Here is a 22,996-nt window from a genome sequence, read left to right as displayed (position 1 = left end):
GCACCAGGTTTGCGTCAGGGTTTCAACAAGATGGCACCTGCCGACGAGCCGTTTTCCAGCGCCTCGTGTGCAGACGCTGCGTCAGCCAGCGCGAAGGTTTTCCACACCTTGGGCGTGATGATGCCTTGGCTGACCGCATCGAATACGTCGAGCGCCCGGCTGCGGTATTCGGCAATGTCGGTTGCGTGCGCGGCAAGGCCAGGGCGAGTCAGGAACAGCGAGCCTTTGGCGTTGAGTGTGCCGACTTCCACCGGCAGCGGTGTACCGCTCGACGCCCCCATCGACACCATCGTGCCGCGCGATCGCAAGCAGTCCAGTGAGGTCGAAAACGTGGTGCGCCCGATGCCGTCATAGACCACGTCGGCCTTGCGTCCGTCTGTCAGGCGAGCCACCTCTGCAGGCAGGTCACATTCGCCCCATACCAGCGCCGCACTGCAACCTGCTGCCAGCGCGCGTTCGACACTTGCCTGCTTCGACACCACGCCAATGACGCTTGCGCCCAGATGGCGTGCCCACGATGCCAGCAACTGACCCACCGCACCGCCAGCGCCGTACAGCACAACTGCTGTGCCCGGGCCGACCGGGTAAGTGCTCTTGATCAAGTATTGCGCGGTGATGCCTTTGAAGATCACGGCGGCAGCGTCATCGGCGCTGATGTCGTCTGGCAGCTTGATCAGGCGTGCGGCGGGGTACAGGCGACCGCTGGCATAACTGCCAAGCGGACCCAGTGCGTAGGCCACACGGTCACCGACCGCCACGTTGTCCACGCCCTGTCCGATGGCGGCAACGCGTCCGGCTGCTTCCAGGCCTAGCCCGTTGGGCAGCGGAACCGGGACTGCACCGCTACGCTGCGTTGCGTCGAGATAATTGACGCCGATTGCCTGCTGTTCAAGCCAGACTTCGCCAGGGCCAGGGGCCACTTCGTTGACCTGCACCAGTTCAAGCACACGGGCGTCGCCGGTTCTGGTGAGGGTGATCGCTTCTGCCATGTTCGCTCCTTGAAAGGTAGGATCGACAAGTGATCCGACCTGAAGCGATTCATTTTTTCAGCATGCAGGCAGCGGAACAATCCAGCCTGGATGCAGATAAATCGTGCATCCAGTGCAGTAATGGTCTTGAATGGTTCCTGACCATTGCAAGCACTGCGCAGCGATCACACCGCCATCGGTGCCGTCAGATGCGCATGGTGTTGATAGCCTTCCAGCGTGAAGTCGCTGGGCTCCACTTTTTCCAGCCATTCCGGTTCGTACTTGCCAGTCTTGGCAAAGTCGGGAATGCGGTCCGACAGCACCAGCTTCGGTGCCTCGAAAGGCTCGCGCTTCAACTGTTCCTGCAGCATGTCCACGTGGTTTTCGTAGATGTGCACGTCACCGATGAAATACGTGAACCACCGTGGCGTGTAACCCGTCAGTCGGCCAACCAGATGCAGCAGGGCTGCACCCTCAGTCAAATTGAAGGGCGTGCCCAAGCCGATGTCATTGCTGCGGATATACAGGCACAGCGAAATCTCGCCCTTGGCCTTGTTCACCAGGAACTGATACAGCAGATGGCAGGGCGGCAAGGCCATTTCTTCCAGCTGCGCCCAGTTCCAGCCGTGGAACAGAATGCGGCGGCTGCCGGGGTCTTTCATGATGGTGTCCAGACACTGACGAAGCTGGTCCACCGCCTTGTACAACAGCGCTTGCTGACCTTCGCCCTTGCCTTCGTCGAACACGGTGATCAAGCTGTATCCGTGTGCCAGCGCGTTGTCGATCTGCGCCTGATCAGACGCCGACACGACCTTGTACGCGGGCCAGTTGCGCCATTGCACGCCGTAGACCGGGCCCAGGTCGTCTTCACCCAGGCGGTACGGGTTGGCCAGCCATTGCTGGTTCTCGTTGGCGTTCTGGTCCCAGACCTTGCACCCCAGGGCGCGGAACTCGGCAGCGCTGCGGCTGGCGCGCAGGAAACCCACCATTTCACCCACGGCCGATTTGAAGGCCAGCTTTTTGGTGGTGACGGCGGGGAAACCTTGCTGCAGGTCAAAACGCATCATGGCACCCGGCAGGCTGAGCGTTCGAATGCCGGTGCGGTTGTCTTGCCAACTCCCGTTGTCAAAAACGTTCTGAACGAGGTCGAGGTACTGTTTCACGGTGTTTTCCTTGGGGCGCGCCCGCGCGGCGGACATGCTCTGCGCGCGGGGGTATGCATGATAACCGGGCGTTGCAATGCGGCCCCTCGCACTGTGGAAGCGGCTGTACATCCGGTCAATTGGCTATGATTGACCCTATCAGCACATTTGCCCCAAACAGTTTCGACCCGCCCGCGCGTTGAATTGGCGGCAAAGCCTCGCATTACATCCCCACCCATTCTTCAGGTAACAGATGGCCCAATTCGTATTCTCCATGCACCGCGTCGGCAAGACGGTTCCGCCGAAGCGGCAGATTCTGCGCGACATTTCGCTGTCATTCTTCCCCGGTGCCAAGATCGGCGTGCTGGGCCTGAACGGCTCCGGCAAGTCCACGCTGCTGAAGATCATGGCGGGTGTGGACAAGGACATCGAGGGCGAAGCCACGCCGATGCCCAACCTGCACATCGGTTATCTGCCGCAAGAACCGCAACTGAACCCCGCGCATACCGTGCGCGAAGCAGTCGAAGAAGGTCTGGGTGCCGTGTTCGCCGCCAAGAAGCGTCTGGACGAGGTCTATGCGCTGTACGCCGAGCCGGACGCCGACTTCGACGCGCTGGCCACCGAACAAGGTGAACTGGAAGCCATCATCGCGGCCGGTAGCTCGGGCAATGATGTGGAACACCAGCTTGAAATCGCGGCCGACTCGCTGCGCCTGCCGCCCTGGGACGCCATCATCGGCAACCTGTCCGGTGGTGAAAAGCGCCGCGTGGCGCTGTGCCAGCTGCTGCTGTCCAAGCCCGACATGCTGCTGCTCGATGAGCCGACCAATCACCTGGATGCGGAAAGCGTCGATTGGCTTGAGCAATTCCTGCAGAAGTTCCCGGGCACCGTGGTGGCCGTGACCCACGATCGCTACTTCCTGGACAACGCTGCCGAGTGGATTCTGGAACTGGATCGCGGCCACGGTATTCCGTGGAAGGGCAACTACAGCTCGTGGCTGGAACAGAAGGATGCGCGTCTGGTGCAGGAAGAGGCGTCTGAGTCTGCCCGCCAGAAGACCATCAAGAAGGAACTGGAGTGGGTGCGCCAGAACCCCAAGGCGCGTCAGGCCAAGTCGAAGTCGCGTATTGCGCGCTTCGAGGAACTCAGCTCGCACGAATATCAGCGCCGCAACGAAACCTCGGAAATCTTCATCCCCGTGGCCGATCGCCTGGGCAATGAAGTGATCGAGTTCAAGAATGTCAGCAAGGCCTACGGCGATCGTCTGCTGATCGATGACCTGAGCTTCAAGATTCCGCCGGGTGCCATCGTTGGCATCATCGGCCCCAACGGTGCCGGTAAGTCGACGCTGTTCCGCATGATCGCTGGTCAGGAAAAACCCGATAGCGGTGAAGTCGTGCTGGGTTCGACCGTGAAGACCGCCTACGTCGAACAGACGCGTGACGCGTTGGAAGATGACAAGACGGTGTTCGACGTCATCTCCGACGGTGCCGACATGCTGACGGTGGGTCGCTTCGAGATGCCGGCGCGTGCCTATCTGGGTCGCTTCAACTTCAAGGGCGGCGATCAGGGCAAGTTCGTGGGCAAGCTGTCGGGTGGTGAGCGTGGCCGTCTGCACCTGGCCAAGACGCTGATCGCGGGCGGCAACGTGCTGATGCTGGACGAGCCGTCCAACGACATCGACGTGGAAACCCTGCGTGCGCTGGAAGACGCCTTGCTGGAATTCGCCGGCAGCGTGTTGGTGATCAGCCACGATCGCTGGTTCCTGGATCGGATCGCCACCCACATTCTGTCGTTTGAAGGCGACTCGAAGGTGACCTTCTTCGACGGTAACTACCAGGAATACGAAGCTGACAAAAAGCGTCGCCTGGGCGAAGAGGGCGCGAAACCCAAGCGCCTGCGCTACAAACCCCTGAAGTAAGCGGGAACTATCGGCCGGTGTGCCTATTTTCGGGGCACCGGCCATATTTTGCTGGCGTCGCTTTGTATGTCCCGCAGGTAATGACCAACTGCTATCATCGCCTGCGTTTCCATTTGTTTCGGCGTCATCGCCCGCGTCCGTCCGGGGGTGTGCGATTGTCATTCCCCTGTCGGAGACCCCGTGAAAGTCCTGCTTTGCACCAAGCGTGATCTGGTCGGCAACATGATGTTGAACCAGTTGCTGCCTATTCTTGCGCCGGTCCATCAAGTCGACGTATTGCTCGCCAATCGCGTTCGCCCTGAAACCGACTCCGTGGCGGAGCTTGGCTGGATGAAGGCATTCGAGCAGGATCTGCCGAATCGTCTGTTGTTCCCCTTGCTCGACGCATCGCCGCAAGCCGATGCCACGCAGCTGTCGTTTCGTGGCCTCAGCGCCCGATACAGTGTTCCGATCCAGGAACACGGCCACATTGCCAGTGCCGATCTGACCCGTGCGGTGCAGGAAGCCGCACCTGATCTGATCGTGTCCTTCCAGTTCGGTTTCATCTTCAAGCCCGAGGCGCTCGATGTGCCGCGCCTGGGTGCACTCAATCTGCATTCCGGCGCGCTGCCCGAACGTGCGGGCGTCAATCCCACCTTCTGGTGCATGAAAGACGGCGATACGCACGCCGCCTGCTCCTTGCACTGGATCGACCGTGGCATCGACACCGGCCCGATCGTGACCGTGCGCCGCATGGAACTCGACTACAACAAGTCGTTCTTCATGAACTGGCTTGCCAACTACGCCAACGGCGCGGAAATGATTGCCGAGACCGTCATGGCGCTTGGCGATGGTCAGAAGTTGCCTGCCATTCCGCAGGACAAGGCCAATACCCGTTACGTGCCCAAACCCACGTCGGCCGATTTCGAAGCGTTCCGCGCAAGCGGACGACGCTTGATCGACTCCACCGATTATCTCGACCTGCTTGGTCGTTACCTACCTAGTTGACATCATGGCTGCAGCCTTCGTCTTCGTGTTGAACCGGCGCTGTCCGGCGCTTGACGGTTTCGGCGTCGATTCGTTGGCGCGCTCATGAAGCGGGGCCCGTCGCTGACGTGGCGGTTCGCGGCCATGGTGGGTTTGCTGTTGGTGCTGGTGTTGGTCAGCAGTGGCGGTTTCTGGTTGTCGGCGCTCAGTCGCGACAGCGCCGCCATGCGGGAAAGCCGTTTCCAATTCAGTTTGAACAGCGTGCGTGCCGCCATGGAAGGCGGCCTGCACCTGGGCCTGCTGCTGCCCGGGCTGCCGGGTGCGCAAACGCTGATTGATCGCCATCGCACGGAAGACCGCGACATTCTGTCGATTGACGTGTTCGATGATGCCGGCCGCATTCTGTTCAGCACCGACAGCGGTGGTGTGGCCGCGCTGGTGCCCGATGCCTGGCGTGCGCCTTGTCTGGCCGCACGTCAAGCGCCCTGGCAGGGCGAAGACGATATCGGCGCATTGCAGTGCCTGTCGCTCGTCAATGGTTTCGACAAGACTGTGGGTGGTGTGGTGATGCGCTATCGCACCGCCACGCGTACCGATCTGCTGTCGGTGCTGTTGCAGCGCTGGCATGCTGGTGCTGCGCTGTGGCTGGTGCTGCTGGCCGCCGCTGGCGGCCTGGGTTGGCTGGCGTATCGGCGTGTCGAACGCCGGCTCGACGGGGCGCGGGCATCCCTGCTTGCTGGCGGTGCTGCCGCTGGTGCAACAGGCTTGGCCCTGGCTGCGAGTACGGCGGGACAAACCTTGCCGGGGCAGGATGTCAGCAGCGCGCTGGCGGAACGTGAGCGCGAGCTTGATGTTGCCGACCGCGAAGCCGACCGTCTCGACGATCTGGACCTGGGATGAGCACGATGCGACTCGATTTGCGCAGCCTGTGGCTGCAGTGCACCGGCATTGTGTTTGCGATCCTGGCGGCGGCCGTCATTGCCAATGGCGTGCTGACCACACGCACGGCCACCCCGCTGGTGACGGCTGAACTCAATCAGACTGCGCTGACGATCGGCAACGCCGTGGGCCGACCGCTGGAACTTGCGCTGTCATATGGCATTCCGGTCGATCAGCTGGTGGGCGTGGACCCGTGGCTGGCCGATATCGTGGACGCCAATCCCATCGTCAGTTCTCTGGCTTTGTACAACGCAGCCGGGCAGCGGGTGTCGGGTGTCGGCCCGGTCATCGATGTGTCGGCCGATCCGACCAAATTGCCCGCAGGTGCCCGGCTGATCCCGCTGCGTACGCGCGATGGTCAGGTGGTGGCTTCGTTGCTGGTGGTGTGTGAAGCCATCCAGGATCTGAGCGGAGCATGGCTGGCCAGTGCCGCCGTGGCGATTGCCCTGGCCATGGCAGCCGCCTTGTTGACGTTGCGCAGCGTGCGTCGCCGACTGCTTGAACCCATGCGCGACTACGAGCGCGCTGCCACCGAGCTGCGCAACGGCGGCCTGCCCTGGCTGTCGATTCCCTTGGTGCGTGATCCGGCCACGGCTTTGCTTGCCACACTGGCCGAACGGGTGCTGCGTGTTCGCATGCGCACGGAAGCGGTGATCCAGAAGATTGCAGAAGTGCGCGCTGCCCACTTTGACCCCGCCGTGCTGCAAGGTCTGGACGAATTGGCGAGTGGCCTGACGGTGCGGCTGGGTGCGTCCGAGGGGGCCAGTGCTGCCGAACGTGCAGCGGCGCGTACCCGCCTGGCGCATCGGGTAATCGTGGTGGCCGTGCTGGCCATCGGGCTGGTGGCGGCAGCCATGAGCCTGGATCAGCACTTGCAGCGCCAATCTGCGAACCAGCAATTGGCGGCGGGTGGGGCGCGCACGCTGGAAGTCGCGTGGCAGTCGGTGCTGGAACGCGAACACACCCGGATCGGCGAGGTCTTGAACGACGTCACCATCGACCCGTCGGTGCGTGCGGCGCTGGCCCTGGGCAATGCCGACGACCTGCGGGCAGCGCTTACGCCGCTGGCCACGATCAATGAAGTTCAGCTGACGGTCTTCGAGAACGACGGTGACCTGCTCGCCACCAGTGCGCGCCAGGAAGACGTGAGCCTGGACGCCGCCACCCGCAGCCCGCTTGCGGGCAGCAACCGGATGGCAGGCGTCTGGCAGAACGCCGCGCGCAATTACCAGGTGGGTGTGGTGCAGCGCCTGTCCAGCGCGGTGGGCGACGTGTTGCTGGTGGCCTCGCGTCCCTTGTCGGTCAGCCTGGGGCACTTGTCTGAGCGCCTGGGTGTGCGCGCCACGGCGGTCGATCTGCGTGGACAACCGCTGGCCGATACCGGCCCTGAGTCACAGGCCCTGGCGTCTGAATGGCGGCTCAACGGCCGCAAGAGTCAGCGTGTGGAGACACCCGCCGGGGTGATTGCCTCGCAGCCTTTCCACGGACCGGGCGGACATGATCTGGGCACCTTGGTGACCCGTTTGCCCTTGCCGCTTGGAACCGAACTGGCGCAGGCAGGCATCGGTGTGCTGTTGCTGGCTGCCGCCGCTGTGATGGCCTTGCTGGCGCTGGGCTACATCAACCGTTTGTTCGATCCGCTGCTGGGGGCGATTGCCCGCCTGGAACGTCTGGCGCGCGGGCATCAGGCCACGGTCGAACCCGAACAGAAACGCGAAAGCGCCGAGGTCGACAGCCTGAATCAATCGGCGCGTCGTCTGGGCGAGAAAATCGATGCGCTGGAAACGCTGAAGCGTTCGCGCGAACGTCAGGGGCGCAGACAGGCACGCTTCATTCGCCATCAGATGATGCAACTGGCCGAGCGTCTGGACGAAGACGCCCGCAAAGCGATTCTGGATGACCTGGAACGCATCGAGCACGCTGGCCAGCCTGCGCCTGAGAACACAGAATCCGACGATCCGCTGCTGGAACGTCTGGTCGATGAGTTCGGGGTGCTGGCGCTGGGCTTCCAGAACCTGGTGGGCCGTGTGGGCGAGCAGTACCAGGAGCTTGACCGACTGGTGGCAGAACTGCGCGAAGCGCTGCGTGCCAAGACACAGTTCATTGCCTTGCAGCAGGAACTGGAAATCGCCCGCAACATGCAGTTGTCGATTTTGCCGCGCAAGTTCGATGCGCATCCGGGCTTGGCCATTCATGCCACCATGATCCCGGCCAAGGAAGTGGGCGGCGACTTCTACGACTTCTTCGCGCTGGACGCGCACCGTGTCGCGCTGGTCATGGCCGATGTCTCGGGCAAGGGCGTGCCGGCCGCATTCTTCATGGCGGTATCGCGCACGCTGCTGCGCGCGATCGCGCAGTTCAGTGACAGCCCCGGCCCATGCATGGTGCGGCTGAACGACCTTCTGGCGGCTGATAACGAGGAGATGATGTTCGTCACCTTGTTCTATGCGATTCTCGATACGCGTGATGGGTCGCTGGTCTACGCCAACGCCGGCCACAACCCGCCTTACGTGCTGCGTGCGAACGGACAGGTCGAGACGGTGCCGCGTACCAATGGCATGGCCTTGGCGGTGATGGACGGTATCGAGTACGCCGAGAACCGCCTTACCCTGGCGCGGGGCGATGGCTTGTTCATGTTCACCGATGGCGTGACCGAAGCCTGCGATCCGGCCCTGCAGCTATTTGGCGAGGATCGCCTGGTAGATGGTCTGACGAAGATGCAAGCCATGCCGGTCCGCGCCATTCCTGCCGAGGTGGTCGCAATGATCAAACGTTTTGAGGCGGGTAGCGCACAGGCCGATGACATTACCTGCCTGATGGTGCGCTACGGAGTGGATGAGTGAAACCGGTTCGACGTTTATATGTGGCAAGTGCGCTGCTGCTGGTGTTTGGCGCGGTCTTGCTGCTGTTCCTGAACCACGGCAAATTCGCATCTACGTTTGAAGCGCGCGAGCGCGCGCGTCATGGCCTGCTGGTGTCCGATCTGGGCCAGACGCTTGAAGCCCAATTGGCGCTGGGCCTGGAACTGGAAGACACGCCCAGCCTGCGCAGCCTGCTTGCAACCGGGCTGTCGCAGTCGCCCGGCCTGTTGTCGGTCAGTGTGTTGCGCAACGATGGACAAGTAGTCGTGCGGGTAGGCCCGGCGGCGTTCGAGCGCTGGGCGCTTGCGCGTGCGGCGGTGCAAGGCCGGCTGGGCACCATCACGGTCGACGATCGTGCGACCACGGTATGGCGTCTGCACAATGCCTTCGGGGGCGATGCCGGATGGCTGGCGCTCGACTACAGTCTGAGCGACGCCGCCCAGCAGACCAGTACGACATTTTCCGAACTGTGGCCGGTTGGTCTGGTGTCTGCGGCGCTGGCGGTGTTGCTGCTGCTGGTGCTGTATCCGCGCATCGTGCGCCAGCATGCCGATGATCCGGGCCGTGCCGGCCGCCGTGTGGGCATTCTGGTGGCCTTGCTGCTGCTGGGCCTGCAATGCGCGATTGCGTGGAGCGCCTATCACGCGTTTGCCCGTGTAAGCGCCTTCGATGCGCCCCGCTTGGCGACCGCGCTGGCCAACACCATCAAGCCGGAACTCGAACGTGCATTGACCCTGGGCATTCCGCTCGCGGAACTGCGCGGCGCGGAAGACTGGTTGCGGCCGGCGCTGGACAACGGCCCGGAATTCGCCCAGTTGTCCATTGACACGCCCGACGGTCGCACGCTGTATCAGGTCGAAGCTGCCGGCCGAGTGGCCGATCTGTCGCAGGCCTTCCCGCTGCGCGTGCAGGGTGAAACCGTGGCCACGCTGAACGTCGGCATCGACCCGCGTGCACTGGTGGAACGAACCCGTCAGGTGGCACTGGAATTCGCCACCTTGCTGATCATCGGCATGTTGATCAGCCTGGAAGTGCTGCATGGCTTGAACCCCACAGGCGGCAACGCCGATGCCGAGCGCGGCGTACGTCTGCGCCTGCCCTTGTTCCTGTTCTTCCTGGCCTCAGAACTGCCGCGTGCGTTCCTGCCGGTGTGGGCGGCGCAACTGGCATCACGTCCCTTGCCTCGCGCCTGGGACGGCACCTGGCTGGCGTCGATGTTCGCCCCGTTTGCGGCGCTGCCCGATGCGGTGCGCGCTACCTTGCCGATCTCGCTGTTCCTGCTGGCAGTGGCGTTGGTGTCGCCGCTGGCGGGTCGTTATGCCTCGCGTCACGGCCCGCGACGCCTGTTCTGGCTGGGTTTGATCCCCGCCTCGATGGGGCAGATTCTGGCGCTGATGTCGGACTCCTTGCTGAGTCTTTGCGTGGCCCGTCTGCTGGCAGGTGCGAGTTTCGGTTTCATCAGCATTGCCGCCTTCGACTACATCGGCCGCAGTGGTGGCGGCCGTGCGCGCGGCATGGCGCTTTACCTGGCCGCGTATGTGGCCGCCGGCATCTGCGGTGCGGGCCTGGGTTCCTTGCTGGCAGACCGCGCAGGCATCCCGTGGGTATTTGTCGCCGGGCTGGGTTTCTGCGGCCTGTCGGCGGTGGCGCTGACCCGTCTGCCGCACATTGCTCCGCTGGTGCAAGCCGCCAAGGCACCGCTGATGGCGGCCTTGGGCCTGCTGTTGCGCCAGCCGCGTTTCCTGCGCCTGCTGTTGCTGGTGGCACTGCCCATGCAGATCGTGCAGCAGGGCTTGCTGTTCTACTGGACGCCGCTTGCACTCACCGCGATGGGTGAACGCGCCTCGTTCGTCGGGGTGGCGATGATGGCCTACTTCCTGTTGGTGATCGCCCTTAACGTGCCGTCGGCGCGCTGGGCAGACAAACACAACAAACATGCGTTGCTGGTGACGGTTGCGCTGACCTTGTTCGGCGTGGCCGGGCTGATTGGCGGCATGGCCACCTCGCCGGTGACAATCGTGGCCTGTGTGGCCTTGATCGGCGTGGCCTGGGCCGCAGGCTTTGCAGCGCAAGGCGCGCTGGTACTGCGGCTGGGCGAGCACGACCTGGCTGGTGTGGCACCCGCAGTGGCGATCGGTGTGTATCGCATGGTCGAACGCGTGGGCGCGATGCTGGCCCCGCTGCTGGCGGCCTTGCTGATCGGTTTGTGGGGATATGGCGGCACCGCTGCCACCATTGGATGGATACTGCTGGTGTGTGCGCTGGCCCAGATGCTCAGCACACGCAGGGAGACTGCTTGAATGATCAAACGATGCGCGTGGGTATTGGCGCTGTGCCTGCTGTCGACAAGTGCGTGGGCACAGGCCACCAAACGGGTGATGATCATCACCAATCGCGGCTGTGAAGAGGTGTGTCTGGGTTTCCAGCGTTATGTGGAAAGTCAGGGGCCGGCGCAGTTCATCGTGCGCGACGCCAATGGCGATGTGCGCAAGGTCGCCGAGTTCGTGGCCGAGGCGCGCAAGACGCGCCCCGATCTGGTGGCGACCTGGGGCACCGGCATTACGCTGGCAGCCATCGGGCCGATCGACGCCGTTGATCCCGCCCGCCACCTGACCGACATTCCGGTGGTGTACATGTACGTGGGTAATCCGGTGGCGTCGAAGATTTCGCGCGATACCGAGGTGTCGGGCCGTCCGAACGTGGCGGGTGCGAACACGGCCGTGCCGCTGGATGCGCAGTTGAACGTGCTGAGCGCCTACCGCGACATCAAGACCATCGGCATGATCTACAACACCGATGAGCCTGCCGCCGTGTCGCAAGCCGCCGAGGCGCGTCTGGCCATGCAGAAGCGCGGGTTCAAGGTGATCGAGGAAAAATTGCCCGACGCGCTGGCAAGCGGCACGAATGCGCCTGCCATCATCGCGCCGGCATTGCAGCGCCTGGCCGATGCCAAGCCCGACTTCATCTACTACGTGGGCTCGACCTTCACCTTGCGCTATATCGATCCGATCAGCGAAGGGGCGGTGGCGTTCGGCATCCCGATGTTCACCGCGCAGGAACCGTCGTATCGGGCGGGCGATATCCTGATCGGCTTGATCAGCCCCTTGCCCGGGGTCGGTCAGATTGCCGGCTACCAGGCCGCGCAGATCCTTTTCCACGATAAGACGCCGGGCAATCTGGTGTCACCGACGCTGACGCGCCATTCGGTGCTGATCAACATGAAGGCGGCGCGTGCGCTGAAGCTTTATCCGCCGATGAAGCTGCTGCAGTTTGCAGAGGTCAGCGAGTAAGGCGTCAACGGGCAAGGCGTCAACGAGCAAGGCGTCAGCAGGCAGGTTCTGCCGACCAGACGCCTACCTGAGCGCCGGGCTTTGTGCTGCCGGGGCCAGATCAACCGGGCTGCGTTCGACGTCGTCCTTGCGCGGCAACATCATCTCGAACACCGTCCCGCGCGCCACGCCAGAGCAGACGCTCAGCGAGCCGCCGTGCACCCGCACCAGTTCATTGGCAATGTACAGACCCAGGCCCAGACCCGGGCTGTTGGCAGGGCGCGGTGCGCCAGACTGGAAGGGTTCGAACAGCTTGGCGATCTTTTCGGGCGGGATGATCCCGGCGTTCTGTACCGACAGGCGCAAGGTTTCGCTCTGGCTGCCGTCGATGTGTACCGACACCATCTGGCCTGGGTCGCCGTGCTGCAAGGCGTTGCCGATCAGGTTCGACAGCACCTGTGAAATACGGTCTACATCCCAGTAGCCCAGCGTGTCGCCATTGGTGTCGACGCTGACGCGCTGTTCAGCCGACGGCGGGGAAATTTCGTCGACGATGTCGCGACAGACTCGTCCCATGTCCAGCATCTCGCGCTGCAAACCAACTTGCCCTGCGCGCACGCGTGCCAAGTCCAGCAACTGGTTGACCATGCGCGTCATGCGTCGTGTGCTGTTGCGAATCCGGCTGGCTGCACCCAGCACCCGTTCATCGCCGCCAATGCGCGACAGCACTTCGGCGGCCGTCATCACGGCGGCCAGCGGCGTGCGCAAATCGTGCCCGAGCACCGCCACGAACAATTCGTTGGTGCGCAGCAATTGCTGCTGCACTTCCAACTGCTCGGCCAGTTGCAGTTTCTGCGCATGCAACTGCACGAAGGTTTGCAGCTTGCTGCGCAGAATGTGCGGATCGAAAGGCTTGTACAGGAAGTCGACGGCACCGGCTTCGTAGCCACGGAAGGTACGCTGCTGGCTGCGGTCGGTGGCGGTCAGGAAGATGATGGGAACGTGCCGGGTGCGCGGGCTGCCGCGCATGAACTCGGCCAGCTCGAAGCCGTCCATGCCGGGCATTTGCACGTCGACCAATGCCAGGGCCACATCGTGCTCAAGCAGCAATTCAAGTGCTTCCGCACCGGACGTTGCCTTGAGCAGGATCAGGTCGGGGCGCGCGACCAGGGCGTCGAGTGCAATCAGGTTCTGCTCGATGTCATCGACAACAAGGATTTTTACTGCTGGCGCCATCTCATGGTCCCTTGTCTCGGTGCGTGGTGAGCATAGCTGTGGTGTCACAGAGATTTCGCAGCCGACTTGCCATCTGCGAAAGCGAAAGTACGTGCTCGACGCTGCCAAGTGCAATCGCCGATTGTGGCATGACGCTTGCCAATGCGGTGTCTGGCGACTGCGCCCAGGTGGTGCCGCCGGCTTGGGCAATGGCCTGCATGCCGCGTGCACCATCTTCGTTGGCACCGGTCAGCAAGATGCCCAACAATCTTGGACCATAGCTCCAGGCTGCGGTTTCAAACAAGACGTCGATCGATGGTCGCGAATAATGAACCAATGCATCGTGGGACAGTGCCCAGGTGCGGTCCGACTCAACCATCAGATGATAATCCGGCGGGGCGAAGTATACGTGTCCGAGCCGAATCGGTTCGCGGGATTCAGCCTCTGTTACCGGGAGTGCGCACTTACCCTGAAACAAACTGGGCAACAGGCTGTCACGCTGGGGCGGAATATGCACCACGACCATGACCGACGCCGGCAAGGCGGCAGGCAGCGCGGGCAGCAACATGCCCAGCGCATCGATGCCGCCGGTGGACGCGCCAATCACGATTGCATCGTAGGGACAGGCCAGTTGCGCCGACAATGACGCGCTGACGGGCTGATCAGTGTTGGCCCCCACGTCAGCGCCTTTGGTAGATGCGTTCATTGCGGTCGAAATCGTCGAAGTCGGCCGTGGCGGCAGAAAAGCGCAGGCTTTCCTTGCTGCCCAGGCCCAGGAAACCGCGTCGCACCAGCGAATCGCGGAACAGCGAAAACGCGCGGTTCTGCAGCTCGTGGTTGAAATAGATCAGCACGTTGCGGCACGACACCAGGTGGACTTCAGAGAACACGCTGTCGGTGGCCAGGCTGTGGTCGGCAAACACCACCTGCGGTTGCAGGCTGCGCGCAAAACTCGCCGACCCATAGGCAGCGTGGTAGTAGTCTGATAGTGACCGCTTACCACCAGCTTCCACATAGTTGCGACTGCCAGCAACCAGCGCTGCCGTCGGGTAGATGCCTGCCTGCGCTGTGCGCAGCGCTTCCGGGTTGATATCGGTTGCGTAGAACAGGGTGCGTGCGCTCAGGCCTTCTTCTTCGAACAGAATCGCCAGCGACCATAGTTCCTCACCCGAGCTGCATCCGGCTACCCATACCTTGATCGACGGATAGGTCTGCAAGATGGGCACCACTTTTTCGCGGATTGCCCGGAAGTAGGATGGGTCACGGAACAGCTCGCTGACCTGTACCGTCAGAAAGCCCAGCATTTGCGAAAAGACGCCTTCTTCGTTCAGCACACGGTCTTGCAGTTGCGACACAGTGGAGCAATCGAAGTGGGCTCTTGCCTGCTCGATACGACGCCGCATGGACACCCGCGAGTAGTCGCGGAAGTCGTGCTGATACTTGAGGTAGATGGCCTCAAGCAGCAGCGTCAGTTCGATGTCGGGGGTGGAACGCGGCATGGCGTAGCGATGAATGAGTCAGCGATTAAGGGCAAGCGAAAGACAACGAGGGAACCGCGCAGGCATGCTCAGTGCGGCAACCAGACCCGGCACAGCGACAACAGCTTGTCGACATCGATCGGCTTGGAGATGTAGTCATTGGCACCGGCTTCCAGGCAACGCTCGCGGTCGGCCGGCATGGCCTTGGCGGTCAGCGCAATGATCGGCAACTTGGTCATCTTCAAGGTCTGACGAATTTCCTGCATGGCGGTAATGCCATCCATCTCCGGCATCATGATGTCCATCAAAACCAGGTCCAGATCCGGGTGACGCTGCAGCAAATCGAGTGCCTCGCGGCCATTGCGTGCGATCTCCAGATGCGCGCCCAGCGGCTCGATCACCTGCGACAAGGCAAAGATGTTGCGGATGTCGTCTTCGGCCAGCAGAATGCGACGCCCTTCGAAGGCCTGGTCGCGTTGCCGCGCTTCGCGCAGCATGCGTTGCTGCTCTGCCGGCAGTTCAGCTTCCACGCTGTGCAGGAACAGGGTCACTTCATCAAGCAGGCGTTCCGGTGAACGCGCGCCTTTGATGATGATCGACTTGGAATAGCGACGCAGACGCTGTTCTTCATCGGCGCTCAGGTTGCGGCCGGTGTAGACGATCACAGGCGGGAACGCATAGTCGATGTTGCCCGCCATTTTTTCCAGCAGGTCGTAGCCCGATCCATCGGGCAGTGCCAGGTCCATCACCATGCAGTCGAAACTGCGCGCCGACAGGGCGGTCAGCGCATCGGCCACGGTGCCCACGCCCTCGATATCACCACTGACCGGCTCAAGCAGCAGCTTGATGTTCTCGCGCAGCAGCAGGTCATCTTCCACCACCAGGATGCGGCGAACATCTTTTTGGGTGCGTTCTTGCAGCGCCTGAATCACCGACACCAGATTCTCACGATCGGCCGGCTTGAAGGTGTAGCCGACCGCGCCCAACAGACGTGCCGTGCTGACGTGATCGTTGACGGAAATCACGTGGATCGGAATGTGCCGGGTAGCCGGGTCACGCTTGAGCTGCTCAAGCACCAGCAGGCCGGAGTTGTCCGGCAGGCCCATGTCCAGCAAGACCCCGCTGGGTTGCAACTGGCGCGCCAGCGAAATTCCTTCCTGGGCGGTGGCCGCACGGACGCAATCGAAGTCCAGTTCGTGCGCCAGGTCGTACAGAATCTGCGAGAACGCGGCGTCGTCTTCAATCGTCAGAATCAGGCGCTGACCGCGTGTGCGCTGGGCGCGATCATCGGGGAAGGACGGCGCGCCAACGGTGTCGGTGACCGGAGCAGCCGGGGCGGGTGCCGGTGCCGCCGCGGGCGGGGCATAGGATCGCAATTCGCGCACCGGCGGATGCTCGGGTGCGGACGTCAGGGTGTGGCGATCGGTGCTTATCGGGGCAAGGGTCAACGGCAACACCAGCGCAAAGGTGCTTCCCGCGCCCAGCTCGCTGCTGAGTTCGATCGACCCGCCCAGCAACTGTGCAAACTCGCGCGAAATCGACAGCCCCAGCCCGCTGCCACCGTATTGGCGGCTGATGGTGCCATCGGCCTGCTGGAAGGCTTCGAAGATGATGTCGCGCTGCGACGGCGCAATGCCGATGCCGGTGTCGCTGACTTCGAAGCGGATGAACCCGTCGTGGGCCGGCGCAATGCGCAGCGCCACTTCACCCTTTTCCGTGAATTTGAATGCGTTCGACAACAGGTTGCGCAGAATCTGCATCAGGCGCTGGTTGTCGGTGGCAATCGATGCTGGGGTGCCGGCCTGTCGTTGCAGCACCAGGCGCAGATTGCGTTCATTGGCGACCGGTTGGAACGAGCGATCCAGCGACTGCAGCACGGCATCCAGCGCAACCGGTTCGATCACGGTTTCGATATGGCCCGCTTCGACCTTGGCCAGATCGAGAATGTCGTTGATCAAGACCAGCAGGTCGGTATTGGACGAATGGATGGTGTTGGCATAGCGAACCTGATCGGCCGTCAGGTTGCCGTCACGATTGTCGGCCAGCAGCTTGGCAAGAATCAGCGAGCTGTTAAGTGGCGTGCGCAGCTCGTGCGACATGTTCGCCAGGAATTCCGACTTGTATTGATTCGCACGTTCCAGCGTCTGCGCATTTTCGGCCAGCGTGCGTTGGGCGGCGACCAGGTGTTGCTTCTGGCGCTCCAGGCTTTGGGTGTGTTCTTCCAACTGGACGTTGGTCTGTTCAAGTTCGGCTTGCTGCGTCTCAAGCCTGGCTTGCGACGCCATCAAGGCACGGCCGCGTTCTTCCAGTTCTTCGTTGGATACCCGCAGTTCTTCCTGCTGCACCTGAAGTTCTTCGCTCTGGCGCTGGCTTTCTTCCAGCAGGCCATGCAATCGACTGCGATAACGGGCCGCGCGCAGTGCCATGCCGGCTTTCTGCGCCAGCGCATTCATGACCGCCACGATGTCTTCCAGCACCGGGTCGCCGACAAACCCCAGTTCGATGACGCCGACTACGCCGCCATCACCCGTCAGCGGCGCTGCCACCACCGTTACCGGCAGCGTTTCACCCAAGGCCGAGCCTACCTTCAGATATCCCGGTCCGATGCTCGATGCATGCAGGACTCGCTGTTCAATAATGGCCTGACCCGTCAGACCTTCACCTACTTTCAAGGTAGCGGGCACGGCACTGGCGTCGGGAACGGCCCAGGTGGCCAGACGCTGCAATTCCTGGCCTTCCAGTGCATACACCACCCCTACCTTGGCACCCAGGTAATCGGTGATCGCGCGCAGCATCTTGTCTGCCACCTGCTCGGGGCTTTGCTCATTGGCGGCTTGCTGCGCAATCAGCACCTGCGCCTGCTGCACCCAGCTTTGGCGTTGCAGGGTGACGCGTGACTTTACATACAGGTGCGCCAAGGTGGCGATTGCCCACACCACCACCACGCCAGTCAGGCGATTCCACACGATCAACTGCAGCGCCACGCCATCGGGTTTGGCGTAGATCGAGCCGAGCAGCAAACCCGTGCTGACGGCCGCCACCAAGAAGGGCAGATAACGTTGCGTGCCGAACAGCGTCAGCGCCACCGGTACAAAATACAAAACCCAAGGCGCGTAGCCAGCTGGCGTAATTACATCGATCAGGAAAATCAGCGCATAGGACGCGATGATGATCAGCGGTAGCAGGCGCGAAGAAAATTTCGGCGTGGGCATGGGGCGTCCGTGGGCGGGAAGGGCGTAATGCCGAATGTCGGGTGGTCGGTTGGACGTGCAGACAAGCATCACATCAAGTAGTTGCAGCATGCAAAAAGCATGTCGAAACCAAGATGCAAAAAGCCCCGTACCTTATCCCAAATTTCCACGGATTTGCCACTGGATCAGTAGCGCGTACGTAAGCAAGTGCGCATAAGGTCGGGTACAGAAAATGCTGATGACAAGCCAGCGGCACAGTAAATGAAGCGACACACCTTGAGACACGATGCCCTGATCGGTCACAGACAGTCGTGACGGGTTTTGAGAAGGTGTCGCCATAGCGGATCGACGCGGCAGAGGCCGCCGATCCTTCCCATATCCAGGAGGAACTCAACATGAAAACAAGCCAAATTTCGAAGCTGATCGGCGTGTCCCTGCTTGCTATGGCTGCTGCTGGTTGCAGCACCTGGGACGGCATGTCCTCGCGTGAGAAGAGCACGGTAGGCGGTGCAGCAATTGGTGCAGCCGGCGGTGCAGCATTGGGCGGCGGCGTGCTGGGCACGGCTGCTGGCGCTGCGGTTGGCGGCGTGGTCGGTGACCAGGTCGGCAAGCGACGCTAAATACCTGCGACGCAAATGGGCGGGTCACCAATGTGATCTGCCTGCAGTCGCAGATATTCCGCAGGTCTTCGTTCAGCAAGAAAAAAGCCCCGGTTCAATGCCGGGGCTTTTCATCGTCTGCGCAATTTACGCTGCGCAAAATCGCATGCCTTATTTGCCCGACGGCATTTCGATCTTCACTTCAAGCACTTCGAAGTTGCCCTCACGTTCCAGATTCACGCGAATATCGTCCGGGTTGATATTCACATACTTGGAAATCACCGCCATCAGTTCTTTCTGGAGCTGCGGCAGGTAATCGGCCGACGCACCGCGGCCCGACCGCTCGTGCGCCAGAATAATCTGCAAGCGCTCTTTGGCGACGTTGGCAGTCGTATCCTTCTTTTGTCCAAGGAAAAGTGACAGCAGGGACATTGGTTTACTTTCCTCCGAACAGGCGTTTGAACAGACCAGGCTTTTCGTAATCGATGAAACGCAGCGGCTTTTCTTCGCCCAGGTACCGTGCAACCACGTCCATATAGGCTTCGGAAACGTCGGTTCCCTTCAGGTGGATGGCAGGCAGGCCTTGGTTGGACGCTTGCAGCACGCTTTGGGATTCGGGCACGACACCGATCAGCTTGATGCGAAGAATGTCTTCGACATCACGGATCGACAGCATTTCGCCGTCGAACACGCGCTTGGGGCTGTAGCGGGTCAGCAGCAGATATTCTTTCACCGGCTCCGCGCCTTCCAGCGCGCGCTTGGACTTCGCCGACAGAATGCCCAGAATGCGATCCGAGTCACGCACCGACGACACTTCCGGGTTGGTCACGACCAGTGCGTCGTCAGCGAAATACGCCGCCATCAATGCACCGGTTTCGATACCAGCCGGCGAGTCGCAGACGATGTACTCGAAGCCCATTTCTTCCAGGCCCTTCAGCACGCGTTCCACGCCTTCCTGGGTCAGCGCATCTTTGTCGCGCGTTTGCGAGGCCGGCAGGATGTAAAGATTGTCGAGCTGCTTGTCGCGAATCAGTGCCTGGTTCAGGGTGGCTTCGCCCTGGACGACATTGATCAGGTCATAGACGACCCGGCGTTCGCAGCCCATGATCAAGTCGAGATTGCGCAGGCCGACGTCGAAGTCGATCACGGCGGTTTTGTGACCGCGCAGTGCCAGACCCGACGAAAAGCTGGCGCTGGAGGTCGTCTTGCCGACTCCGCCCTTGCCTGAGGTCACGACGACGATACGTGCCATGGGATGAAGATCCTTTTCGGTTGTTGTGTTGCAAGCCAGGCGCGTGCAGGTTGCGGCGCCTCTGGCGGTCAGGTTTTCAGCGGTTCGACCAGCAACCGCTCGCCGTCGAGTCTTACAACGGCAGCTTGATTGGCAACGTTCGGCGGCGACGTGGCGATGCTGCGGTAAACCCCCGCAACGGCGATCAGCTCGGCGTCGAAAAACGTCGTGAATATTTTTGCCCGGACATCGCCACGGGCACCTGCCATGGCTTTGCCACGCAAGGGGCCGTATACGTGGATATTGCCGTCGGCGATGACTTCCGCGCCGTGACTGACCACGCCGATGACGATCAGATCGGCATGTCGTGCATACACTTTCTGGCCTGAGCGCAGCGGTCGATCAATGATCATGGTCGGGCCGTACTGCGGTCCGGCCGGGGGCGGGGCGGGCACTGGCGCGGCGGCTGCGGCCGCCTTGTCCACGGCTACCCCTACCTCGGGAATGACTTCAGCTGCAGCTGGCGGGGCCGGGGGCGGCGCGACATTGGCTGCCTCGGCGGCATTGGCTGCGGCTACCGCCGCTGCTTCGTTGCGCGCCGTTGCACTGGGCAATGCAACATGCACCAGACCCAGCGCCTGGGCAGCCGCCAGATTTTCTTCTTGGGCAGTGACACCAATGACCGGCAGGCGGTGGGCTGCCAAGCCGTCGAGCAGGGCTTGCCAATCCAGTGGCTCGGTGATTCGGCCAGCGTCGATCACGACGGGTTCGTCGTCGAAGAAACCGGCGGCGTCCTTCATTCTCGCGTCTAGCGCGGTGCGCAGGGCGAGCGTGTCTGCCGAGTGAAGTACGACACGAATGGCGTACAGCGTCGCACTCTTGAAATCCAGGACAGGCACATCCATTGCTGTGGCACCGCAATTCGCAAAAAAAGATTCTAACCAGTTAAGTGTTCTGAAAGAGTGAGCGCATGTGTCTAGCGGCACGATGCGTGCTGTGATGTGCCTGAAACCCGCATCACCGGGTTCTTTGCCCGTGCAGGCGCTGCGTCCCGAGCGCTACAATTTCGCCTCTATGGCGGCGCAAAGTGCCGTTTGTCGGACAGAAGGCGAACATCATGTGGGTCATTTCGCAGGGCTGGGGGGCTGCAATCGAGTGGGTCAGCCTGCACGTGGTGGGGCCTTGCCTGGCGGTGTTCGGTCTGGGCAATGCGTTCGGCAACCCGGCCGAGGTGGCCGAAGCCGTGATCATCACCCTGCTTCAACTCGTGATGATTTCCCTGGTGTTCCGGCCGCTGGAAAGTCTGTTTCCCGCAGAACGCTGGGAAAATCGACGTCTGACGACGATCGACCGAAACTACACCTTATTGATGTTGCTGGGCCTGTTCCCGCTGTTCAGCTATCTGGTGCTGACGCCGGTTGCCCATCTGCTTGGTGGCGAATCAGCTACCTTGGCCGCTGTCAATGACGGTCCCACCTGGGGCCTGACGCATTGGGTGCCGTGGTTCGAGCATCATCCTTACGTCGCCTTCGCGGTGTATTACGTGGTCTACGATCTGGCCTATTACTGGATGCACCGGGCGCAGCACGCCATTCCCTGGTGGTGGGCCTTGCACAGCATGCATCACAGCCAGCGCCAGATGAGCTGCTGGAGCAACGACCGGACGGCGTATCTGGACGGCGTGTTGCAATCCTTTGTGCTGGCGTCGGTTGCGCTGGTGATGGGCGTGGAGCCCGCGCAGTTTGCGTGGCTGGTGCTGTTGTCCGAGCTGGTGCAGAACTTTTCCCATGCCAATGTCAGGCTGCGAATCGGGCAGCGCCTGGGCAAGGTGTTGGTGGGGCCGGCGTTTCATCGCTTGCATCACATGGTGCGCGACCCGGATCGTCCCACCTTCCACAATTGCAATTTTGGTCAGGTCTTGTCGATCTGGGATCGGGTCTTCGGCACGGCGCGTTATGGCGAGCCCGTGCATCCCACGGGGGTAAGCGACCCGATTGTCGATGCCGACAACGGCAAAGGCCTGATTTCCTTGCAGTGGTATGTATTGAAGCGATTCTGGGCGGCGTTTCGAAGTCCGGCCGGATGGCGGCCGGGCGACGTGCACTTCGGCGGGCCGGGCTTTGCCCCCATCGCCGATGACGCGGATACGGTGCCGGCCGGGTTGCCAGCTAGCCCGCCAGTGAATTCGTCAGCGCGCCCACCGCTGACACCATCGTCGACCCGACCAGCGAATTCAGCTGTCGCCGGTGCTGACTCTGACGCCGCAACTCGCTGAGAAAGTCCTGCGCGGCCGAACTGAGCGCGGCGTGTTTGCGCCACATGAAGTGCGTGGTGGCCGTGCTGATGCCAGGCAACTGGTGAAGGCGCAACGAACCGCGCTGGGCCAGCGGCTCGGCCATGCCGCGTGGCATCAGCGACACGCCCATGCCGGCCGCGACACAACCCAGGATTGCGCCATAGGCACCCAGGTCCAGGCGTTTGGCGGGTGTGGCGTGTCCCAAGGACATCCAGCGTTCCAGTCGCTCGCGGTAGGGGCAGCCGTGACGGAATTGCAGCAGGGTATGGTTGGCGACGTCGGCCGGCGTGTTGATGGCATCGACCTGCGGGCCGGAGATCAACACGATTTCTTCTTCGAAAACCGGTTCGCTGGTCAGGGCCGGGTCGGTGGCCGGGCTGGCCACCACGATGGCTTCCACACGGTGTTCAAGCAGCGATTTCACCAACTGCACCGTCAGCGCAATGTCCAGATCCAATTCGACATCAGGGTGGTTGCGGTTGAAGGGCAGCAGCACGTCTGCCAGGCGCAGCGACGCAAAACTCTCCACGGTGCCCAATCGCAATTGGCGACGCTCAGGAGGCAGCGCGCCCGCCACGCGGCGCGCTTGCTCACCAAGTTCAAGAATCTTGTCTGCGTAGGGCAGCAGGGCACGACCGTGGTCGTTCAGGTCTAGCCGACGGCCGATACGGTCAAACACCGGATTGCCAAGCTCGGCTTCCAGCTGTTTGATGCGCGCGGTGACATTCGACTGCACACAATTCAGGCGCTGCGATGCGCGCTGCATGGTGCCTTCTTCGACTACGGCCTTGAAAGTACGCAACAGAACGGGGTCCATGTGTTGCTTTCCTGATACTTGCTGTCGCCAACAGCGGGTGAATTGAATGCACCAAGATGGTGAATTCATGCACGTTTCCTAGGGAAAACGCACGGTTTTGTGC

18 protein-coding genes are annotated in these 22,996 nt (G+C 62.0%); 8 read left to right on the top strand and 10 right to left on the bottom strand.

The window, feature by feature from the left end:
• Window positions 1–14 precede the first annotated feature (14 nt).
• Both FXN63_RS22580 and FXN63_RS22575 read right to left on the bottom strand, forming a co-directional pair.
• Entirely contained in the window at window positions 15–989 is a 975-nt protein-coding gene (locus tag FXN63_RS22580; RefSeq protein ID WP_148817760.1) for a quinone oxidoreductase family protein, read from the bottom strand.
• 164 nt (window positions 990–1,153) lie between these two features.
• Complete coding sequence (locus FXN63_RS22575) at window positions 1,154–2,131, bottom strand: thymidylate synthase (protein WP_148817758.1); 978 nt, start codon at window positions 2,129–2,131, stop codon at window positions 1,154–1,156.
• A gap of 232 nt (window positions 2,132–2,363) precedes the next feature.
• On the opposite strand from FXN63_RS22575, the gene ettA reads away from it, so the two are divergent.
• From ettA to FXN63_RS22545, 6 genes are all read left to right on the top strand, one after another.
• A complete protein-coding gene (gene ettA, locus FXN63_RS22570) occupies window positions 2,364–4,031 on the top strand; it encodes an energy-dependent translational throttle protein EttA (protein ID WP_148817756.1) in 1,668 nt (555 codons plus the stop codon).
• A gap of 180 nt (window positions 4,032–4,211) precedes the next feature.
• Window positions 4,212–5,018 carry a formyltransferase family protein gene (locus tag FXN63_RS22565; protein WP_148817754.1) on the top strand — a complete coding sequence of 269 codons (807 nt, stop codon included), beginning with the start codon at window positions 4,212–4,214 and terminating at the stop codon, window positions 5,016–5,018.
• Window positions 5,019–5,102: 84 nt separating this feature from the next.
• Window positions 5,103–5,897, top strand: a complete 795-nt coding sequence (locus tag FXN63_RS22560) for a hypothetical protein (protein WP_148817752.1) — start codon at window positions 5,103–5,105, stop codon at window positions 5,895–5,897.
• Window positions 5,894–8,779, top strand: a complete 2,886-nt coding sequence (locus FXN63_RS22555; protein WP_148817750.1) for a PP2C family protein-serine/threonine phosphatase — start codon at window positions 5,894–5,896, stop codon at window positions 8,777–8,779. Before FXN63_RS22560 ends, FXN63_RS22555 begins: the two co-directional genes overlap by 4 nt.
• A complete protein-coding gene (locus FXN63_RS22550; protein WP_148817748.1) occupies window positions 8,776–11,097 on the top strand; it encodes an MFS transporter in 2,322 nt (773 codons plus the stop codon). The genes FXN63_RS22555 and FXN63_RS22550 overlap by 4 nt, the downstream gene beginning before the upstream one ends.
• Window positions 11,098–12,087 carry an ABC transporter substrate binding protein gene (locus FXN63_RS22545; protein WP_148817746.1) on the top strand — a complete coding sequence of 330 codons (990 nt, stop codon included), beginning with the start codon at window positions 11,098–11,100 and terminating at the stop codon, window positions 12,085–12,087. It abuts the gene before it with no gap.
• A gap of 63 nt (window positions 12,088–12,150) precedes the next feature.
• Here FXN63_RS22545 and FXN63_RS22540 read toward each other — a convergent pair whose 3' ends face one another.
• From FXN63_RS22540 to FXN63_RS22525, 4 genes are all read right to left on the bottom strand, one after another.
• Complete coding sequence (locus FXN63_RS22540; RefSeq protein WP_148817744.1) at window positions 12,151–13,302, bottom strand: hybrid sensor histidine kinase/response regulator; 1,152 nt, start codon at window positions 13,300–13,302, stop codon at window positions 12,151–12,153.
• Between the two features lies 1 nt (window position 13,303).
• Window positions 13,304–13,987, bottom strand: a complete 684-nt coding sequence (locus tag FXN63_RS22535) for a chemotaxis protein CheB (RefSeq protein WP_148817742.1) — start codon at window positions 13,985–13,987, stop codon at window positions 13,304–13,306.
• Window positions 13,962–14,780, bottom strand: a complete 819-nt coding sequence (locus FXN63_RS22530; protein WP_148817740.1) for a CheR family methyltransferase — start codon at window positions 14,778–14,780, stop codon at window positions 13,962–13,964. The genes FXN63_RS22535 and FXN63_RS22530 overlap by 26 nt, the downstream gene beginning before the upstream one ends.
• 68 nt (window positions 14,781–14,848) lie before the next feature.
• Entirely contained in the window at window positions 14,849–17,971 is a 3,123-nt protein-coding gene (locus tag FXN63_RS22525) for a response regulator (RefSeq protein ID WP_148817738.1), read from the bottom strand.
• Window positions 17,972–18,345: 374 nt separating this feature from the next.
• Between FXN63_RS22525 and FXN63_RS22520 the strand changes: the two genes are divergently transcribed.
• Window positions 18,346–18,570 (top strand): glycine zipper 2TM domain-containing protein, encoded by a 225-nt coding sequence (locus tag FXN63_RS22520; RefSeq protein WP_148817736.1) that lies wholly within the window; start codon window positions 18,346–18,348, stop codon window positions 18,568–18,570.
• A gap of 150 nt (window positions 18,571–18,720) precedes the next feature.
• Here FXN63_RS22520 and minE read toward each other — a convergent pair whose 3' ends face one another.
• The 3 genes from minE to minC all read right to left on the bottom strand — a co-directional run bounded on the left by minE (window position 18,721) and on the right by minC (window position 20,685).
• Window positions 18,721–18,981 carry a cell division topological specificity factor MinE gene (gene minE / locus FXN63_RS22515; protein WP_148817734.1) on the bottom strand — a complete coding sequence of 87 codons (261 nt, stop codon included), beginning with the start codon at window positions 18,979–18,981 and terminating at the stop codon, window positions 18,721–18,723.
• Window positions 18,982–18,985: 4 nt separating this feature from the next.
• Complete coding sequence (minD, locus tag FXN63_RS22510) at window positions 18,986–19,801, bottom strand: septum site-determining protein MinD (RefSeq protein ID WP_148817732.1); 816 nt, start codon at window positions 19,799–19,801, stop codon at window positions 18,986–18,988.
• A 68-nt stretch (window positions 19,802–19,869) separates the two neighbouring features.
• Window positions 19,870–20,685 (bottom strand): septum site-determining protein MinC, encoded by an 816-nt coding sequence (minC, locus tag FXN63_RS22505; protein WP_148817729.1) that lies wholly within the window; start codon window positions 20,683–20,685, stop codon window positions 19,870–19,872.
• Between the two features lie 212 nt (window positions 20,686–20,897).
• Between minC and FXN63_RS22500 the strand changes: the two genes are divergently transcribed.
• Window positions 20,898–22,055 carry a sterol desaturase family protein gene (locus tag FXN63_RS22500; RefSeq protein WP_148817728.1) on the top strand — a complete coding sequence of 386 codons (1,158 nt, stop codon included), beginning with the start codon at window positions 20,898–20,900 and terminating at the stop codon, window positions 22,053–22,055.
• Here FXN63_RS22500 and FXN63_RS22495 read toward each other — a convergent pair.
• Window positions 21,949–22,893: a LysR substrate-binding domain-containing protein gene (locus FXN63_RS22495; RefSeq protein WP_187394993.1), complete on the bottom strand. Its 945-nt coding sequence runs from the start codon at window positions 22,891–22,893 to the stop codon at window positions 21,949–21,951. The two genes, FXN63_RS22500 and FXN63_RS22495, sit on opposite strands and share 107 nt — an antisense overlap.
• Window positions 22,894–22,996 lie beyond the last annotated feature (103 nt).

The organism is Pigmentiphaga aceris (genome assembly GCF_008119665.1).
Lineage (GTDB): Bacteria > Pseudomonadota > Gammaproteobacteria > Burkholderiales > Burkholderiaceae_B > Pigmentiphaga > Pigmentiphaga aceris.
Note: the sequence above shows the minus strand (reverse complement) of the source record. Positions and strands in the feature narration are given on the sequence as shown.

Bases quoted from the DNA above. Each gene is read 5' to 3' on its own strand.
- FXN63_RS22580 (WP_148817760.1), bottom strand. From the start codon at position 989: ATGGCAGAAGCGATCACCCTCACCAGAACCGGCGACGCCCGTGTGCTT.
- ettA (WP_148817756.1), top strand. From the start codon at position 2,364: ATGGCCCAATTCGTATTCTCCATGCACCGCGTCGGCAAGACGGTTCCG.
- FXN63_RS22560 (WP_148817752.1), top strand. From the start codon at position 5,103: ATGAAGCGGGGCCCGTCGCTGACGTGGCGGTTCGCGGCCATGGTGGGT.
- FXN63_RS22555 (WP_148817750.1), top strand. From the start codon at position 5,894: ATGAGCACGATGCGACTCGATTTGCGCAGCCTGTGGCTGCAGTGCACC.
- FXN63_RS22545 (WP_148817746.1), top strand. From the start codon at position 11,098: ATGATCAAACGATGCGCGTGGGTATTGGCGCTGTGCCTGCTGTCGACA.
- FXN63_RS22540 (WP_148817744.1), bottom strand. From the start codon at position 13,302: ATGGCGCCAGCAGTAAAAATCCTTGTTGTCGATGACATCGAGCAGAAC.
- FXN63_RS22535 (WP_148817742.1), bottom strand. From the start codon at position 13,987: ATGAACGCATCTACCAAAGGCGCTGACGTGGGGGCCAACACTGATCAG.
- FXN63_RS22530 (WP_148817740.1), bottom strand. From the start codon at position 14,780: ATGCCGCGTTCCACCCCCGACATCGAACTGACGCTGCTGCTTGAGGCC.
- FXN63_RS22525 (WP_148817738.1), bottom strand. From the start codon at position 17,971: ATGCCCACGCCGAAATTTTCTTCGCGCCTGCTACCGCTGATCATCATC.
- FXN63_RS22520 (WP_148817736.1), top strand. From the start codon at position 18,346: ATGAAAACAAGCCAAATTTCGAAGCTGATCGGCGTGTCCCTGCTTGCT.
- minE (WP_148817734.1), bottom strand. From the start codon at position 18,981: ATGTCCCTGCTGTCACTTTTCCTTGGACAAAAGAAGGATACGACTGCC.
- minD (WP_148817732.1), bottom strand. From the start codon at position 19,801: ATGGCACGTATCGTCGTCGTGACCTCAGGCAAGGGCGGAGTCGGCAAG.
- minC (WP_148817729.1), bottom strand. From the start codon at position 20,685: ATGGATGTGCCTGTCCTGGATTTCAAGAGTGCGACGCTGTACGCCATT.
- FXN63_RS22500 (WP_148817728.1), top strand. From the start codon at position 20,898: ATGTGGGTCATTTCGCAGGGCTGGGGGGCTGCAATCGAGTGGGTCAGC.
- FXN63_RS22495 (WP_187394993.1), bottom strand. From the start codon at position 22,893: ATGGACCCCGTTCTGTTGCGTACTTTCAAGGCCGTAGTCGAAGAAGGC.